We start from the raw sequence: 17,303 nt of genomic DNA on the forward strand, positions 1-17,303 counted from the left end.
CGGCGGCCGCAACGCAGGCCGGATTTTGTTACCATCGCCCCCCTATAGAGCGCTCAGCGCCACTGACCTGTAGGAACCGTCCTGATGAACCAAGCCTTCGACGTCGCTGAACTCGCCGCGACTTATGCCAACAAATCCGCCCAGGACATCCTCAAGCTGGCGTTCAGCCAGTTTGGTGACGACCTGTGGATCTCTTTCAGCGGCGCCGAGGACGTGGTGCTGGTGGACATGGCCTGGAAGCTGAACAAGAACGTCAAGGTGTTCAGCCTTGACACTGGCCGCCTGCACCCAGAAACCTACCGGTTTATTGAACAGGTGCGCGAGTTCTACAAAATCGACATTGAGCTGATCTCGCCGGACCAGAGCAAGCTGGAACCCTTCGTCAAGGAAAAGGGCCTGTTCAGTTTCTACAAGGATGGCCATGGCGAGTGCTGCGGCATCCGCAAGATCGAGCCGCTGCGCCGCAAACTGTCCAGCGTCAGCGCCTGGGCCACCGGCCAACGCCGCGACCAGAGCCCCGGCACCCGTAGCCAGGTGGCGGTGCTGGAAGTCGATACGGCCTTCTCCACCCCGGAACGTACCCTGTACAAGTTCAACCCGCTGGCGAAAATGACCAGCGAAGAAATCTGGGGTTACATCCGTATGCTGGAGCTGCCGTACAACAGCCTGCACGAGCGCGGCTTTATCAGCATCGGCTGCGAGCCTTGCACCCGCCCGGTGCTGCCGAACCAGCACGAGCGCGAAGGCCGCTGGTGGTGGGAAGAAGCAACCCAGAAGGAATGCGGGTTGCACGCGGGGAATATCATCAGCAAGGCGTGATGCCCACCTCAAATACATGTACACAAGAATGTCACTATCAGTGCCATTTTTGTGTGCATTTAATAATTAACGCACCGAAAAGTTACACCCTTTCTTGCAACACACTCCTCCCTACGATTGATCAAATTCCTCATACAAAATAAATACCTGTTCAAATGGTCAATTTATATCGTTTTAAATTCAGCTAGTTATTGCTAACACCTATAAAAACGAAATTAACAGCTGATTTGATAGACGAAAATCTGGCACGTATGTGGCTTAAGGTGAAATGCGCTTTGTATACAAAATATACAAAACATACATACACTTTGGCCTCTGCGATTTTCCGACAGATGCCTTGGAGCCTGCCGGAATGCGTACAAGTCTCTCGAATAACATCGCACTGGATCTGCCCTCCTCCACCTTGATCCCGGAGGCCACAAGTCCTGGCGCTCTGGTGCTTAGCCCGCGCCTGCACAATAAGGACCTGGCGCCAACCAAGGCCGAAGGTCGGCGTTGGGGTCGCTACAGCATCTTTGCCCTGTGGACCAACGATGTGCACAACATCGCCAACTACTCCTTCGCCATCGGCTTGTACGCCCTGGGCCTAGGAGGCTGGCAAATTCTGCTGTCCCTGGGGATCGGCGCGGCGCTGGTGTATTTCTTCATGAACCTGTCCGGTTACATGGGGCAGAAGACTGGGGTGCCGTTCCCCGTGATAAGCCGCATCAGTTTCGGTATTCATGGCGCGCAGATTCCTGCACTGATCCGCGCAGTGATCGCCATTGCCTGGTTCGGGATCCAGACCTACCTGGCCTCGGTGGTTTTCCGTGTGCTATTGACGGCGATTCACCCAGGTTTTGCCGATTACGACCACAACTCGATCCTCGGGCTCTCCACACTCGGCTGGGTGTGCTTTGTGGCGATCTGGTTGGTGCAACTGACGATCCTGGCCTATGGCATGGAGATGGTGCGCCGCTATGAAGCTTTCGCCGGGCCGGTGATTCTGTTGACTGTGGCGTCATTGGCCGGTTGGATGTACTTCCAGGCCGGCGGCCACATTGCCTGGTCGGTTCGCGAGCCGCTGACGGGTGGCGAGATGTGGCGCAACATCTTCGCCGGCGGCGCGCTGTGGCTGGCAATCTACGGCACGCTGATCCTCAATTTCTGCGACTTCGCTCGCTCCTCGCCCTGCCGCAAGACCATCAAGGTCGGCAACTTCTGGGGCCTGCCGGTGAACATCCTGGTGTTTGCCACCATCACCGTGCTGCTGTGCGGTGGGCAGTTCCAGCTCAATGGCCGGGTGATCGAAAGCCCTACCGAAATCATCGCGGCGATTCCCAATACGTTCTTCGTGGTACTGGGCTGCCTGGCGTTCCTGATCGTCACCGTGGCAGTGAACATCATGGCCAACTTCGTCGCCCCGGCGTTTGTACTGAGCAACCTGGCGCCCAGGTACCTGAACTTTCGCCGGGCCGGGCTGATCAGCGCCACCGTGGCAGTACTGATCCTGCCGTGGAACCTCTACAACAGCCCGCTGGTAATTGTGTATTTCCTGTCTGGATTGGGCGCACTGCTGGGGCCGCTGTACGGGGTGATCATGGTCGACTATTGGCTGATCCGCAAAAGCCAGGTCGATGTACCGCAGTTGTATAGCGAAGATTCCAATGGCGCTTATTACTACAGCCGTGGGGTCAATCTACGAGCTGTAGCGTCGTTTATTCCTGCGGCGGTGATCGCCATTCTCCTGGCCCTGCTGCCTGGTTTTGCCAGCATCTCACCCTTCTCCTGGCTGATCGGCGCCGGCATTGCAGGGCTGCTGTACCTGATTATTGCCAAGCGCCAGCCGTACTACGCCGATGTCAACGGCGAAGCCATCGCGGTCGATAACGCCAGCCATTAATTTCGACACTGTTAAGGACATTCCATGCGCATCCTTGTGGTCAACGTCAACACCACCGAAACCATCACCGACGCTATTGCCAAACAAGCACGGGCGGTAGCCTCGCCCGGCACCGAGATCGTCGGGCTAACGCCCTGGTTCGGCGCCGAATCAGTGGAAGGCAACTTTGAAAGCTACCTGGCCGCCATTGCAGTAATGGACCGGGTGATGGCCTACGACCAACCGTTCGATGCGGTGATCCAGGCCGGTTACGGCGAGCACGGCCGCGAAGGCTTGCAGGAACTGCTGAACGTGCCGGTGGTGGACATCACCGAAGCCGCCGCCAGCACGGCGATGTTTCTTGGGCATGCCTATTCGGTGGTGACCACACTGGATCGCACCGTGCCGCTGATCGAGGATCGACTGAAACTGGCCGGTTTGTATCAGCGCTGTGCATCCGTGCGGGCCAGCGGCATGGCGGTGCTGGAATTGGAAGAGGATCCACTGCGCGCCATGGAGGCCATCGTGCGCCAGGCCGAGCTGGCGATCAGCGAGGACAAGGCCGAGGTCATCTGCCTGGGCTGCGGTGGCATGGCCGGGTTGGATGAGCAGATTCGCCAGCGTACCGGGGTGCCGGTGGTGGATGGAGTGACCGCGGCGGTGACGATTGCCGAGGGGTTGGTGCGGTTGGGATTGTCAACCTCGAAGGTGCGCACTTATGCGACGCCGAGACCAAAGAAGGTGATTGGATGGCCGGGTAAGTTTGGACGGTAAACCCTGAGACCGAGTTATGGCCATCGCGGGCAAGCCCGGCTCCCACAGGGGACTGCGCCAACTGCATCGATCGTTCCCACGCCCTAATCAGATCGCACTGAACCGCTGCCCCAACCCTTGTTCGGCAAACTGCTCGATGATGAAGTCGATAAACGCCCGGGTCTTGCCGGGCAGCAGTTTGTGTTCGGCGTAGTACAGGGAGATGTTGCCGTCGTCGACGTACCAGTCCGCCAGCACCCGCTGTAATTCGCCACTGTCGAGGAACGGCACCGCCATCGGCATGCTCACCAGCGAGATGCCCAAGCCTTGGGCGCTGGCATGACACGCCGCTTCGGAGTCGCTCATGGTCATTCGTGCCTTGAGCACCAGCGGCTGCTGTTCGCGCAACCGGTTGGTCAGTTGCCAGGAGCGGATTCGCCCGGTCTGGGGCGAACGGATCAGGATGCCACTGCAACGTCCCAAATCCTCAGGGGCATGCACTGGCAAGCGTCGCGCCAGATAGTCCGGCGAGGCCACCAGGATTCGATGGGCTGGGCTGAGTTTGCGTGCGACCACGCCCTGGGGCAGTTCGAAACCACCGCCAATGGCGGCATCAAAACCCTGGCCGATCAAGTCCACCTGGCGATTGTCGAAGTGCCAATCCGGGCTGATGTCGGGAAAGCGCTGCAAAAACTCCCCCAGCAACGGCACCACATATCGGTTACCAAACACCGTGCCCATGCTGACCTTCAACGTGCCCACCGGTCGACCTTCGGCGCTGGCCAGATTGGCCACGGCATTCTGGATGGTAATAAGACTGCCGCTGACTTCCTCCAGAAACAACTTGCCGGCCTCGGTCAGCGTCAGGCGTCGGGTGCTGCGCTGGAACAACCGTACACCCAGGCGCGCTTCCAGCTTGGCGACACTTTTGCCGACCGCCGCCGGGGTCAGGCTCAGGTGCCGAGCCGCTTCGGCGAAGCTGCCGCCTTCAGCGCTACGCACGAAACATTCGATACTGCCAAAGCTTTCCATACCGCCACACTCTAAACTTTTGGTTTACACAGACTATAGCAATGACGGTCTACCGGGGTGGCCCAGTGAGGTCGATACTCGGCTCCAACAACAAGGCAGCCTGCCTTGAACATTTTTGGAGATCGACATGACCACACAAAACCTCAGCGGCAAAGTCGCCTTGATCCAGGGTGGCTCCCGTGGCATCGGTGCCGCGATCGTCAAACGCCTTGCAGCCCAGGGCGCTGCCGTTGCCTTCACTTACGTCAGTTCTGCCGCCAAGGCCGAGGAACTGCAGAACAGCGTGATCAGCGCAGGCGGCAAAGCCCTGGCGATTCATGCCGACAGCGCCGACGCAGCCGCCATCCGCAGCGCCGTCAGCGCCACGGTTGAAGCGTTCGGACGCCTGGACATCCTGGTGAACAATGCCGGAGTACTGGCCGTCGGCCCGCTGGAAGATTTCAAGCTGGAAGACTTCGACCGGACCCTGGCAATCAACGTGCGCAGCGTATTCGTCGCCACCCAGGAAGCCGCCAAACATATGAGTGAAGGCGGCCGCATCATCAATATCGGCAGCACCAACGCCGAACGCATGCCGTTTGCCGGTGGCGGCCCGTATGCCATGAGCAAGTCGGCGCTGGTGGGCTTGACCAAAGGCCTGGCGCGAGATTTGGGGCCACGCGGGATCACCATCAACAATGTGCAGCCTGGGCCGGTGGACACGGATATGAACCCGGCAAGCGGCGATTTTGCCGAGAGCCTGATCGAGTTTATGGCAGTGGGGCGTTACGGCCACGTGGAAGAGATCGCCAGTTTTGTGGCGTATCTGGTGGGTCCGGAAGCGGGTTATATCACCGGGGCAAGCTTGTCGATTGATGGCGGGTTTAGTGCGTGATACCTACGGCCTTAAGAACACTGCATAACTAAATGTGGGAGCGGCGGTGCGACGATTCGACTTGCTCGCAAAGACGGTGTGCCAGGCAATATATCTGTCACTGATACACCGCTTTCGCGAGCAAGTCGAATCGTCGCACCGCCGCTCCCACATTTTGATTCGGTGCATTCAGTTGAATCAACGCATTGGCGGCAAGCCGTAGGCCTCAAGATCAAAGTCCGCCAGCTTGCGGATGATCTGGTCGGCGTGGTGATACTTGCTGTCGGCCATGGCTTCATCCGGTACGGCGATGGCGGTCATGTGCGCGGCCTTGGCGGCGGTGACCCCAAAAGGCGAATCCTCGAACACCAGGCAATCCTCGGGCGCAACGCCCAGGCGGCGAGCGGCGGTGAGGAAGATGTCCGGCGCAGGCTTGGCGGCGCCGACTTCCGGGTCATCCGCCGTGACGATGGTGCCGAACAAGCCAAACCACTCACGGTGCAAAGTGGTCTTGTGACCAAAGGAATTGCGCGATGAACTGGTGCCCACGGCAATCGGAATATTGTGCGCCTTCAAGTGCCGCACCAGCGCCTCGGCACCGGGCATGCCCAGAGCCTTGGGGAAGCGCTCGCTCATCAGCGGTTCGCGGATCACCAGGAACTCTGCCGGTGTGATGGGCAGGTCCAACGCCTTGACCACGTATTCGGCCAGGTCCTGGGCACCACGCCCGATGATGTGCTGCTTGATACCCCAATCGTAGGTACGGCCATAACGTTCGGCGATGATCTGCGTCACTTCGGTGTAGATGCCTTCAGTGTCCAGTAACAACCCGTCCATATCAAAAATCACGGCCTTGATCGGGCCGACAGCAGTACGCGGTGCATTCATCAGAACAGATCCGTGGGCGAAGGACTAAAAGGATTCAGCACAATAACGGCCCGGCTTGCCTGCAAGCAACCCATTCTCCCTTAGACTGACAGCCTGCCCTTTTGAAGCGAACCCAACATGCTCTACCGCATCGCCGCCGACAGCCTGGTGCTGTTTCACCTGGCCTTTATCCTGTTTGTACTGTTCGGTGGCCTGCTCGCCCTCAAATGGCGCCCGGCCATCTGGCTGCATCTGCCTGCCGCCGTCTGGGGTGTAGCGGTCGAGTTCTTCCACCTGCCCTGCCCGCTGACCCGCTGGGAAAACCTGCTGCGCCACCTCGCCGGGCAGGACGGTTATGGCGGCGGCTTCATCGAACACTATGTACTGACGCTGATTTATCCGGCCGGGCTGACGCCGCAAATCCAGTTTGGCCTGGGCGCTCTGGTGCTGCTGATCAACCTGACGGTGTATGGCTGGATTATCAGGCAATGGAAACGGGCGCGGGCGGTGTAGGCAAGCAGCCCATACCGGTCAATGTCGCCTCCAGTGCTTCATCCAGCGGTGTGTGAGGCTCGCGACCCAGCACCTGAACCAACCGGGTGTTATCCATGCGCAAAGGTATTTCCCACAAATAGCGCATCTCCAGCATTTCGCGGAAGGTGACGACAAAGGGTGACGCCGCTTTCAGCAGCCACCAAGGAAAGCTCCTTATGCGTGACTCCGCTCCCGTCCGACGCAAGACAACTCGCTGGATCGCCCGACTCAGTTGCGTACCGTCCGTATCCAGATGGCCGGCCATATGAAAACAGGCAAACGCATCGAGCTGTTCGCGACGCTCCAGCAGCTCGACCATCGTCTGCGCCACATCAGGCAGATACGCCCACTGATGCGCCACGCCGGGCGCGCCTGGGTAATTTATCGTGACGACCGGTTTGCCAGGCTTGACCAGCCCCTGGGAAAACCAACTATTGCCCGCCTTGGCGCCGAAAAAATCCCCGGCGCGCACGATCAACACCCGCGCACCTTTTGTGGACGCCTCAAACAAACGACGCTCCATCTCCACCCGAATCGCACCTTTGCGGGTGCGCGGCTGCTGGGGTGAATCCTCACTCACCAACGGGAACGCTTCAGGCCCGAAGTTGTACACCGTCCCCGGAAAGACAATCGTCGCACCTTCTGCGGTGGCCGCAGCGATGCTGTTATCGAGCATCGGCAGCACCCACTGCGCCCAGCGCCGATAACCTGGCGGGTTAACCGCATGCACAATCACCGCGCAACCCTTGGCGGCGGCGATCACCTCCTGGCGATTCAAGGCATCGCCCTTGATCCAGGTGAAATCGGCGTTCTGCTCACGGGCCTTGGCAACATCACGAGCCAAGGCACGTACCTGCCAGCCTGCGGCGAGCAACTGCCGCGCCACCTCGCCACCCACGCCACCCGTCGCACCCAACACCAGCACCTTGTTCATGTTTGTCTCCCGAAGCGTTTGGATGAGTCGATTCTCCTAGCCAACGCGCTATAGAGGAATTGCCGAAGACCATCCATGCGCTATACATTTATGCATGGCATCAAATATCGGTTGGGAACTTTATCGGTCGTTCCTCGGCGTACTCCGGGAGGGATCGCTTTCGGGCGCCGCGCGGCGGCTTGGCATCACACAGCCCACGGTGGGCCGACATATTGCTGCGCTGGAGAAGGCTCTGGGCGTGGCCCTGTTCACCCGCTCGCCCAGCGGCCTGCTGCCCACAGCAGTTGCCCTGGCGCTACGGACCCACGCCGAAACCATGGAAACCACTGCCGCCGCCCTCGAGCGCGTCGCCTCCTCCCGAGGCCCGGAAGTGCGCGGCGTGGTCAGGGTGTCCGCCAGTGAAGTGATTGGTGTCGAAGTCCTGCCGCCCATCCTTGCGCGCCTGCGCCGGCAGCATCGGCACTTGAAAATCGAATTGGTGCTGACCAGCCGCCTGCTCGACCTGCTGCAACTGGAAGCCGACATCGCCGTACGCATGGTCCGACCCAGCCAGGAACAATTGCTGGCACGACGCATTGGCAACATCGAACTGGGCCTGCATGCCCACGATGACTATCTGCAACACCACGGCACGCCCCGCCAACTGAGCGAACTGGCCCCTCACTCCATCATTGGCTACGACCAGGAAAACGCCTTTATCCGCAGCCTTCCTTTGAAAGGCATTGATCGAAGCAACTTCGCCTTGAGCTGCGACAGCGACCTGGCGCAACTGGCGCTGATCCGCGCCGGTGCCGGCATCGGCGTGTGTCAGGTGCCGCTGGCCCAGCCAGACACCCGATTGATACGGGTACTGCCGGATGTCTTTTCACTGGAGTTGGAGACCTGGGTGACCATGCACGAAGACCTGCGCAACAGCCCACGCTGCCGGGTGACTTTTGATGCATTGGTAGAGGGTTTGCAGCGTTACGTACAGCCTTGAGACAGCTTCACTGGTGAAGAATCAGACCCTCTGAAACTCTGTGTAGACGCCGCCATGTCCGAAGCTTTCGAGGTCCCCAGCCCTCACGAAAAACACATCGAACACGCCACCGAACATTCCCACGCCCGTGGTGACAGCTTCGCCGGCCGCATCGCCGTCATGACCGCCCTCATGGCCACCGCAGGCGCCATGCTCAGCTACCAGGCTGGCTCCACCGAAAGCGAAGCGGCCATGGACAAAAACAACGCTGCGATCTTCAAGACCGAAGCTGCCAACCAGTGGAATTACTACCAGGCCAAATCCAGCCGCCAGAACCTGGCGGAGTTGGCGGCGCATATTCCCGGCGTGGACGCGGCGCACTACAACGACGAAATCCAGCGCTATAAAAGCCAGAAGGAAGAGGTGCACAAACAGGCGGAAAAGCTCGAAGCCACCTCGCGGGAATGGGATGTAAAGTCAGAACAGGCATTGCACCAACACCATCGCTGGGCCCAAGCGATGACGGCAATTCAGATCGCGATATCGTTGGCGGCAATTACGCTGTTGACGAGAAAGGAGTGGTTGAAACGCTTGTCGTACACCGCAGCAGGAGTGAGCGTGGTGTTGGGTAGCTTGGCCTGGTTGCATCTATAGCGTTTGCGCTGGAGACCCTCCTCGCCTCCTCCGACAGTCAAAAGAGCAACGGCAAGTTATCGTGGCAACCCGCAACGCTAATCTACCGGTCAATGCGGACAGCGCGGCACGAAGCCCTGTAAATCGGGGTATGAACGCAGGCAATCCAGGAGCCTGTGTTTCCATGGATGTTCCCATATGGGCTTTTTTTGCCCCCTGAAAACACAAAACCCCTGAAAACGTTAACGTTTTCAGGGGTTTTGTTGTTTCAAATTTGGCGGTGAAGGAGAGATTCGAACTCTCGATACAATTTCTTGTATACACACTTTCCAGGCGTGCTCCTTAAGCCACTCGGACACTTCACCGTATCTCGTCAAACTGATTCAGTCTGTCGAGGCGCGCTAATGTAGTCGAAAGCTTTTCCGATGGCAAAGGTTTTTTTCAGAATTTTCATGCGGTTAGACGGTTATCCCGTTCCAGGCGCATCCGCTGCCGTGCCCAGGGTGGCGATTCGGCCATTCTCAGGCACGAGCGGCGCTTGTCTATAGTGGGTGCTGCGCCCTGCCTAAGGCCGCTGGCGGGTGGGCATGAGGGAAAAGTCTGACTGGGTAGTCAGTCATGGCGCTTTACCAAGGCGGGCGCGGTGGGTAACGTCTGCTGCCTGTACTTCTATTACAAGTATTACAAGGAATCGCGTCATGAGTGAGTTGATTGCTTACCACCTCGAAGACGGTATCGCGACCCTGACCTTGAGCAATGGCAAGGTCAATGCCATTTCACCTGCGGTGATCAGTGCCTTTAATGAAGCGCTGGATCAGGCGGTGCAGGATCGGGCGGTGGTGATCATCACGGGCCAGCCCGGGATTTTGTCGGGTGGCTACGATTTGAAGGTGATGACTGCCGGCCCTAAAGAGGCGGTCAGTCTGGTGACGTCGGGGTCGACTCTGGCGCGTCGCCTGTTGTCACACCCGTTCCCGGTGATCGTCGCTTGCCCTGGGCATGCTGTGGCTAAGGGCGCGTTTCTGTTGTTGTCGGCGGATTATCGGATTGGTGTCGAGGGGCCATTTAGCATCGGCCTGAATGAAGTGATGATCGGCATGACCATGCACCACGCCGGGATCGAGTTGGCGCGGGATCGTCTGCGCAAGTCGGCGTTTCATCGGTCGGTGATCAATGCCGAGATGTTCGACCCGCAAGGTGCCTTGGGTGCCGGGTTCCTCGACAAGGTAGTAGCGCCTGAGGAGCTGCAGGCTGCCGCTTTGGAAGCGGCGCGCCAGTTGAAGAAGATCAACATGAACGCCCACAAGCACACCAAGCTCAAAGTGCGTAAGGCGCTGCTGGAAGCGCTGGATAACGCGATCATCCAGGATCAGGAACACTTGGGTTAAGTTGCCCACATCAGCTGTAGCCGAAGCCCGACCTTGAGTCGGGCTTTTTCTTACCTCGCATTCAGCAAGATCCTCTAGCCCTCTAAACCGGCGCTATCAACGCATGTTGAAACATGCGCTCAAACATCGTCCATCTCCTACCTCTATAGGGGTAATTGCCGAAAACAGTGCACATCCGTACACTGCGCCACCTTTTGTCCCGATGGTCCGTGTTGATGCTTTATTTGTTCCGCATGTTATTGATGAGCCTGCACTTTATGGTGGCGGGTGTGCTTGGCGTATTGCTGGGGCTTTGCCGGCCATTCAATCCGGACAACAGCCGCCTGTGCGCGCGACTGTATGCGTTGCCGGCGATGTGGATCTTGCGCTTGCGAGTCAAGACCCAGGTCGACTCGCTGCGGAACAAGCCCAACAGTTGCGTGATCATTGCCAATCATCAGTCCAACTATGACCTGTTCGTGTTCGGCAACGTGGTGCCCTACCGCACCGTGTGCATCGGCAAGAAAAGCCTGAAATGGGTACCGTTGTTCGGGCAGTTGTTCTGGCTGGCGGGTAATGTGCTGATTGATCGGGGTAATGCCCAAAAAGCACGCCGCTCGATGCTGACCACCACGCACACCTTGCAGCACGAGGACACATCGATCTGGGTATTCCCCGAAGGCACGCGCAACCTCGGTGAAACCCTGCTGCCGTTCAAGAAAGGCGCGTTCCAGATGGCAATTGCGGCGGGCGTGCCGATTGTTCCGGTGTGTGTCAGCACCTACGTAAAGCAGATGAAACTGAACGCCTGGGACAGTGGCGATATCTTGATTCGTTCGTTGCCGCCGATTCCTACGACCGGCCTGACCATGGATGACATGCCTCAGTTGATGCTGACCTGCAGGGCACAGATGCACGACTGTATTGAGGCGATGGATCGGGAGCTGCAAGCCACACCTGAAATTGCCGGTGAACCCCACCGAATTCGCTGACTCTGATAGCGCAGGGCAGGCTAAGCTGCCTGTCACCTGCCATCCAAGAAGAAGCGATCAGCATTATGGGTAGAGTTGTTGCGGCGGCCGTCTACAGCGCCGGAAAGAAAGTTACCGATATCACCCTCGACGAGGGTGCCGCCTGGGCTGCCAAGCCTGGCCACTTTGTCTGGATCGGCCTGGAAGAGCCCAATGCCCAGGAGCTGGCCAATCTGCAACGCCAGTTCAACCTGCACGAACTGGCCATCGAAGACGCCCTGGAAAAACACAGCCGGCCCAAGTTGGAAACCTTCGGCGATGCGCTGTTTATCGTGACCTACTCACCGGTTCGCGAAAACGGCAAGCTGGTGTTTATCGAAACCCATATCTTCGCCGGCAACGGCTACATCATCACGGCCCGCAACGGCCACTCGGCGTCCTACGGCTATGTACGTCAACGCTGTGAGGCGCGGCCACTATTACTGGAACACGGGGAAGATTTCGTACTCTATGCGCTGCTGGATTTCGTCACCGAGAACTACCAGCCGGTGAGCGAGGCCATTCACGCCGAGATCGATGAACTGGAGCGCAATGTACTGTGCGACTCCCTGAATGAACGGGACATCCAGAACCTTCACGGGCTGCGCCGCGACGTGCTGCGACTGAAGCGTTATGTGGCACCGATGGTGGAGATCAGCCAGGAATTGCAGAAGCTGAGCTTCCCGTTTATCGACAAGAACATGCGCCCGTATTTCCGTGACGTACAGATCCACGTGACGCGGCAAATGGAAGACCTGACCACCTTGCGAGACATCGCCAGCCAGACCATCGAGATTGGCGTATTGCTCGAGGCCTCGCGCCAAAGCGTGGTGCAGCGCAAGTTTGCCGCCTGGGCGGCGATCCTCGCATTCCCGACGGCGGTGGCCGGGATCTACGGGATGAACTTCCAGAACATGCCGGAGCTGCAATGGCATTACGGCTATTTTGCGGTGCTGGGGTTTATCGCGGTGGGATGCAGCGGTTTGTGGGTCAGCTTCAAGCGATCGGGATGGCTTTAACCCATCCCGTCGGTTGATTGATCAAGCGACCTGCGGTTTGTGGGCGACAAAGCGCATCATCCATTCCGCCACGGTGACGCCGTGGTGGTCTCGCGCCAGGCTTGCGACGCCATTGCTGTAGACCTTTTCCCCCAGGGTTGTCTGAAGAATTTCCAGCAGTTCCCGGGAGTAGTCGTGGATAAATTCCGGGTGGCCCTGGAAGCACAGCACTTGATCTTCGATGTGGTACGCCGCAAACGGGCAAAACTCGCTGGAGGCGATCACCGTGGCGTTGTTCGGCAAGGTGGTCACCTGATCCTGGTGACTGATCAACAGTGTCAGCTCCTCCACCACCGGGCTCATCCACGGGGCCTTGGCGTTGAGTTTGTAGTCGTGGATGCCCATTCCCCAACCCTGGCTGGCCCGCTCAGCCTTGCCGCCCAATAACAGCGCCAGCAACTGGTGACCGAAGCAGACGCCGATCAACTTGTCACCACGCTCATAGCGGTTCAACAGGTAAGTCTTGAGGGTCTGAATCCAGGGATCGGCACCGAAGGAGTCGGCTTTGCTGCCCGTGACCAGGTACGCGTCAAACACTTCGTCATCCGACGGGTAATCACCCTGCACCACGTTGCAGACGACGAATTCGGCGGCAATCGGCTGCTTGGAAAACAGGCGCTTGAACATCTGCCCGTAACCTTGATATTGATCGACCAGGCCTGGACGCAGGTTATCGGTTTCCAGGATGCAGACGCGTAGCGACATAAAAAATACCTGACACTGTGATGGGAATAATGCACACCCAGAGCCTGCCTTGAAATACCCCGGCAAGGCAAGCCCCGCGTGTGCCAAAACCCGTCAGAAAGTCGTGCCCTGCGCTGCTTTTTCCAGGAGCAAGGCCGGTGGCGAGAACCGTTCACCATACTGCTCGGCCAAGTAGCGGGCGCGGGCAATAAAGTCGTTCAAGCCATATTGATTGATAAATTGCAGCGCCCCACCACTCCAGGCCGCAAAGCCGATACCAAAGATCGAGCCGACGTTGGCGTCGGCGGTGGACATCAGCACGCCCTCCTCCACGCAGCGCACGGTTTCAATCGCCTGGATAAACAGCAAGCGATCGCGCACATCCTGTGACGAGATCTGCTGGCCCGACTTTTCAAAACGGGTTTTCAGCTCCGGCCACAGATGTTTCTGCGCGCCAACCGGGTAATCGTAGAAACCACCACCGGCCGCCTTGCCTGGCCGCTTGTACTCATTGAGCAACAAGTCGATCACCACAAACGCCGGATGCTGAGGCAGCGGTTTATCCTCGGCCTGCAGATCCTTGGCTGTTTGCTGACGGATATGGTTCATCAAGCTGAGAGACACTTCGTCGGAAACCGCCAGCGGGCCAATAGGCATGCCGGCCTTGCGCGCTTCAGTCTCGATCATCGGCGCCGCTACGCCTTCGCCGAGCATGGCGATGCCTTCGTTGGTAAACGTGCCGAATACCCGCGAAGTGAAGAAGCCGCGACTGTCATTGACCACGATCGGCGTTTTCTTGATTTGCAGGACGAAATCGAAACCTCGGGCCAGGGTTTCGTCGCTGGTTCGAGCGCCCTTGATGATTTCCACCAAGGGCATTTTTTCCACCGGGCTGAAGAAATGCAGGCCGATGAACTTGCTCGGGTCGGGCACTGCCGTGGCCAGACCGCTGATGGGCAAGGTCGAGGTGTTGGAGGCAATCAACGCGTCGGCGCCCACGACACGTTGTGCGGCCGCGCAGACCTTGGCCTTGAGCTCACGGTCCTCAAACACAGCCTCAATGATCAGGTCGCAACCGGCCAAGTCAGCATCAGACTCGGTCGGATGAATCCGCGCCAAGGTGCTTTCCCGTTGATCAGCGGTCAATTGCCCACGGCTGACCTTCTTGTCCAGCAGCGCTGCCGAGTGAGCCTTGCCCTTCTCGGCCGCCGCCAGGCTGATGTCCTTGAGCACGACCTCGATTCCGGCGCAGGCGCTGACGTAGGCAATCCCCGCGCCCATCATCCCGGCGCCGAGCACGCCGACCTTGCGGGTCACGTAGGGTGCAAAGCCTTGAGGTCGCGAACGGCCCGCATTGATTTCATTGAGCTGGAACCAGAAGGTGCCAATCATGTTTTTCGCCACCTGGCCGGTGACCAGTTCGGTGAAGTATCGGGTTTCGATCAGGTGCGCCGTGTCGAAGTCCACCTGGGCACCTTCTACGGCGGCGCAGAGGATTTTCTCCGGGGCCGGGAAACAGCCATTGGTTTTGCTGCGCAAAATCGACGGCGCAATGGCGAGCATCGGCGCCACTTTCGGGTTCGAGGGTGTGCCGCCAGGAATCTGGTAACCGCTGCTGTCCCAACGTTGTTTCGCGCCGGGGTTGGCCAGGATCCAGGCTTTGGACTTGGCCAGCAGTTCATCCCGATCCGCGGCCAACTCATCGATCAACCCGGCTTGCAGCGCCTGTTGCGGCGTAACCTTTTTTCCTTCCAGCAAGTAGGGCAACGCCTTTTCCAGACCGAGCATGCGCACCATCCGCACCACCCCACCACCGCCCGGCAGCAGACCCAGGGTGACTTCCGGCAAGCCGATCTGCACCGACTTGTGGTCCAGGGCCACTCGGTGCTGACAGGCCAGGCAAATTTCCCAACCTCCGCCCAGGGCCGTACCGTTTATCGCAGCCACCACCGGTTTACCAAGGGTTTCCAGGGCGCGCAGTTGGGCTTTCAACACCAGCACGCTGTCATAAAATTCTTTGGCGTGAGGCTTGTCGACCTTGATCAGTTCATTGAGGTCGCCACCGGCAAAGAAGGTTTTCTTCGCCGAGGTGATGATCACCCCGGCAATCGACTCTTTCTCCGCTTGCAGGCGGGTGACGGTGGCCGCCATGGCGTCGCGATAAACACCGTTCATGGTGTTGGCGCTCTGGCCCGGCATGTCGATGGTCAGCACCACAATTTGGTCCTGGCCTTTTTCGTAACGAATGGCATCGGTCATGACAAATTCCTTAGGCTCAGAGGCGTTCGATAATAGTGGCGATACCCATGCCACCGCCGACACACAGCGTGGCCAGGCCATAGCGCTGCTGGCGCACCTCCAGCTCGTCGAGCAGAGTGCCGAGGATCGCGCACCCTGTCGCGCCCAAGGGATGGCCCATGGCAATGGAGCCACCATTGACATTGACCCGGGCGGCATCAATGCCCATGTCCTTGATGAACTTGAGCACCACCGAGGCAAAGGCTTCGTTGACTTCGAACAGGTCGATGTCTTCAACCCGCAGGCCGGCTTTGGCCAGGGCTTTGCGGGTGGCCGGCGCCGGGCCGGTGAGCATGATGGTCGGGTCGGTGCTGGTGACCGCCGTGGCGACAATCCGCGCCCGGGGTTGCAGGCCCAACTCGCGACCGCAGGCGGAGGAACCGATCAGCATCAGCGCGGCACCGTCGACGATCCCGGAGCTGTTGCCCGGCGTGTGCACATGGTTGATGCGCTCGACATGGCTGTAGACCCGTAACGCCGTGGCGTCGAAGCCCATCTGCCCCATCATTTCAAAACTGGGCTTGAGCTTGCCGAGGCCTTCGAGTGTGGAGTCGCCACGGATGAACTCGTCGTGATCCAGCAGCACGATGCCATTCTGGTCGCGCACCGCCACCAGCGACTTGTTGAAGGAACCGTCTGACCGTGCCCTCGCCGCTTTCTGCTGGGAGTGCAAGGCAAAGCTATCGACGTCGTGGCGGGTAAAACCCTCCAGCGTGGCGATCAGGTCGGCACCGATCCCTTGGGGCGTGAAATGGCTGTGCATATTGGTTTGCGGGTCCAGCACCCAGGCGCCACCGTCGCTGCCCATGGGCACCCGGGACATGGATTCGACCCCGCCGACCACCACCAGGTCCTCGAACCCGGAGCGTACTTTCATTGCCCCCAGATTGACCGCTTCCAGGCCTGAGGCGCAGAACCGGTTGATCTGCACACCGGCGACGCTGATGTCCCAGTCGGCCACCAGCGCGGCAGTCTTGGCGATATCTGCGCCCTGATCACCGACCGGGGTGACGCAGCCGAGGACGATGTCATCCACTTGCCGGGTGTCGAGGCCGGTGCGCTGTTGCAGCGCCGTCAGCAACCCCGCCACCAGGTTCACCGGTTTGACGCTGTGCAAGGCGCCATCAGCCTTGCCTTTACCCCGGGGCGTGCGTATCGCATCAAAGATCAAAGCTTGGGTCATGACGTCCTCGAACCACTGTGCAATGAAGCTCTCAAGGTGAGAGCCGACCGTGCTCTTACCTTAAGCGCAGGGGCGGCGGATTCAATGACCGAAGCGCTCATTGACCTTGACGGTCACGCTCAGACGAACGGTAGGAGGCTACTGGAAATGGCTGATTAATCGTTTTAGCTGTCTAGCCCTAGGGCTGCCGCCAAGATGGCGATAGGCCTCATGCTTTTTTTAAAGGTTTTTGATCTTAGCTGATATGAAATGGATCTAAGCCACGAACGACAAGGGCTCTAAGGTTGACTTTGTAGGAACTGTATGAGGTTGCTGCCGGGTCTTGCTGGAGCAACTGTAAGAAAAGGTTCATGTAGCACCGTCATAGTGAGATGCAACGGCACGCATTTGACGCTCAGGAATAACAACAAAAGGCAGTCAGCCATGTTCAAACAATCGAAAGTACGCCAAGCGGGACTT

16 protein-coding genes and 1 tRNA gene are annotated in these 17,303 nt (G+C 58.8%); 10 read left to right on the plus strand and 7 right to left on the minus strand.

Features of this window, described 5'->3' with window-relative positions; genetic code table 11:
• Positions 1–84 precede the first annotated feature (84 nt).
• The 3 genes from J7E41_RS15590 to J7E41_RS15600 all read left to right on the plus strand — a co-directional run bounded on the left by J7E41_RS15590 (position 85) and on the right by J7E41_RS15600 (position 3,454).
• Positions 85–819, plus strand: a complete 735-nt coding sequence (locus J7E41_RS15590) for a phosphoadenylyl-sulfate reductase (RefSeq protein WP_214994130.1) — start codon at positions 85–87, stop codon at positions 817–819.
• A gap of 352 nt (positions 820–1,171) precedes the next feature.
• Positions 1,172–2,701 carry an NCS1 family nucleobase:cation symporter-1 gene (locus J7E41_RS15595; RefSeq protein ID WP_214994132.1) on the plus strand — a complete coding sequence of 510 codons (1,530 nt, stop codon included), beginning with the start codon at positions 1,172–1,174 and terminating at the stop codon, positions 2,699–2,701.
• 24 nt (positions 2,702–2,725) lie between these two features.
• Positions 2,726–3,454 (plus strand): aspartate/glutamate racemase family protein, encoded by a 729-nt coding sequence (locus J7E41_RS15600; RefSeq protein WP_214994133.1) that lies wholly within the window; start codon positions 2,726–2,728, stop codon positions 3,452–3,454.
• Between the two features lie 87 nt (positions 3,455–3,541).
• Here J7E41_RS15600 and J7E41_RS15605 read toward each other — a convergent pair whose 3' ends face one another.
• On the minus strand, positions 3,542–4,465 hold the full coding sequence (locus J7E41_RS15605; RefSeq protein WP_214994134.1) for a LysR family transcriptional regulator: 924 nt from the start codon (positions 4,463–4,465) through the stop codon (positions 3,542–3,544).
• Positions 4,466–4,592: 127 nt separating this feature from the next.
• Between J7E41_RS15605 and J7E41_RS15610 the strand changes: the two genes are divergently transcribed.
• Positions 4,593–5,339: a 3-oxoacyl-ACP reductase family protein gene (locus tag J7E41_RS15610; protein ID WP_214994135.1), complete on the plus strand. Its 747-nt coding sequence runs from the start codon at positions 4,593–4,595 to the stop codon at positions 5,337–5,339.
• 177 nt (positions 5,340–5,516) lie between these two features.
• On the opposite strand, the gene J7E41_RS15615 is transcribed toward J7E41_RS15610, so the two are convergent.
• The gene (locus tag J7E41_RS15615) at positions 5,517–6,206 is read right to left on the minus strand and encodes an HAD-IA family hydrolase (protein ID WP_214994136.1); all 690 of its coding nucleotides are present in this window, start codon (positions 6,204–6,206) and stop codon (positions 5,517–5,519) included.
• A 117-nt stretch (positions 6,207–6,323) separates the two neighbouring features.
• On the opposite strand from J7E41_RS15615, the gene J7E41_RS15620 reads away from it, so the two are divergent.
• A complete protein-coding gene (locus J7E41_RS15620) occupies positions 6,324–6,698 on the plus strand; it encodes a DUF2784 domain-containing protein (protein ID WP_214994137.1) in 375 nt (124 codons plus the stop codon).
• Here the strand turns inward: J7E41_RS15620 and J7E41_RS15625 are convergent.
• Positions 6,667–7,653 carry an NAD(P)H-binding protein gene (locus tag J7E41_RS15625; RefSeq protein WP_214994139.1) on the minus strand — a complete coding sequence of 329 codons (987 nt, stop codon included), beginning with the start codon at positions 7,651–7,653 and terminating at the stop codon, positions 6,667–6,669. The genes J7E41_RS15620 and J7E41_RS15625 overlap by 32 nt on opposite strands.
• Positions 7,654–7,747: 94 nt before the next feature.
• Between J7E41_RS15625 and J7E41_RS15630 the strand changes: the two genes are divergently transcribed.
• The gene (locus J7E41_RS15630) at positions 7,748–8,632 is read left to right on the plus strand and encodes a LysR family transcriptional regulator (RefSeq protein ID WP_214994142.1); all 885 of its coding nucleotides are present in this window, start codon (positions 7,748–7,750) and stop codon (positions 8,630–8,632) included.
• A 54-nt stretch (positions 8,633–8,686) separates the two neighbouring features.
• The gene (locus J7E41_RS15635) at positions 8,687–9,265 is read left to right on the plus strand and encodes a DUF4337 domain-containing protein (protein WP_214994144.1); all 579 of its coding nucleotides are present in this window, start codon (positions 8,687–8,689) and stop codon (positions 9,263–9,265) included.
• 254 nt (positions 9,266–9,519) lie between these two features.
• On the opposite strand, the gene J7E41_RS15640 is transcribed toward J7E41_RS15635, so the two are convergent.
• Positions 9,520–9,609 (minus strand) — tRNA-Ser (locus J7E41_RS15640).
• 333 nt (positions 9,610–9,942) lie between these two features.
• Here J7E41_RS15640 and J7E41_RS15645 point away from each other — a divergent pair.
• From J7E41_RS15645 to J7E41_RS15655, 3 genes are all read left to right on the plus strand, one after another.
• Positions 9,943–10,632: a crotonase/enoyl-CoA hydratase family protein gene (locus J7E41_RS15645; RefSeq protein ID WP_214994146.1), complete on the plus strand. Its 690-nt coding sequence runs from the start codon at positions 9,943–9,945 to the stop codon at positions 10,630–10,632.
• 215 nt (positions 10,633–10,847) lie between these two features.
• Positions 10,848–11,603 (plus strand): 1-acylglycerol-3-phosphate O-acyltransferase, encoded by a 756-nt coding sequence (locus tag J7E41_RS15650; RefSeq protein ID WP_214994148.1) that lies wholly within the window; start codon positions 10,848–10,850, stop codon positions 11,601–11,603.
• Between the two features lie 65 nt (positions 11,604–11,668).
• The gene (locus tag J7E41_RS15655; RefSeq protein WP_214994150.1) at positions 11,669–12,640 is read left to right on the plus strand and encodes a magnesium and cobalt transport protein CorA; all 972 of its coding nucleotides are present in this window, start codon (positions 11,669–11,671) and stop codon (positions 12,638–12,640) included.
• 21 nt (positions 12,641–12,661) lie between these two features.
• On the opposite strand, the gene J7E41_RS15660 is transcribed toward J7E41_RS15655, so the two are convergent.
• The 3 genes from J7E41_RS15660 to J7E41_RS15670 all read right to left on the minus strand — a co-directional run bounded on the left by J7E41_RS15660 (position 12,662) and on the right by J7E41_RS15670 (position 16,844).
• A complete protein-coding gene (locus J7E41_RS15660) occupies positions 12,662–13,384 on the minus strand; it encodes an amidotransferase (RefSeq protein WP_214994152.1) in 723 nt (240 codons plus the stop codon).
• A gap of 93 nt (positions 13,385–13,477) precedes the next feature.
• A complete protein-coding gene (locus J7E41_RS15665; RefSeq protein WP_214994154.1) occupies positions 13,478–15,622 on the minus strand; it encodes a 3-hydroxyacyl-CoA dehydrogenase NAD-binding domain-containing protein in 2,145 nt (714 codons plus the stop codon).
• 16 nt (positions 15,623–15,638) lie between these two features.
• Positions 15,639–16,844 (minus strand): acetyl-CoA C-acetyltransferase, encoded by a 1,206-nt coding sequence (locus tag J7E41_RS15670; RefSeq protein ID WP_214994157.1) that lies wholly within the window; start codon positions 16,842–16,844, stop codon positions 15,639–15,641.
• Between the last annotated feature and the right edge of the window lie 459 nt (positions 16,845–17,303).

The organism is Pseudomonas fluorescens, assembly GCF_018614655.1.
Taxonomy (GTDB): Bacteria; Pseudomonadota; Gammaproteobacteria; order Pseudomonadales; family Pseudomonadaceae; genus Aquipseudomonas; species Aquipseudomonas fluorescens_BX.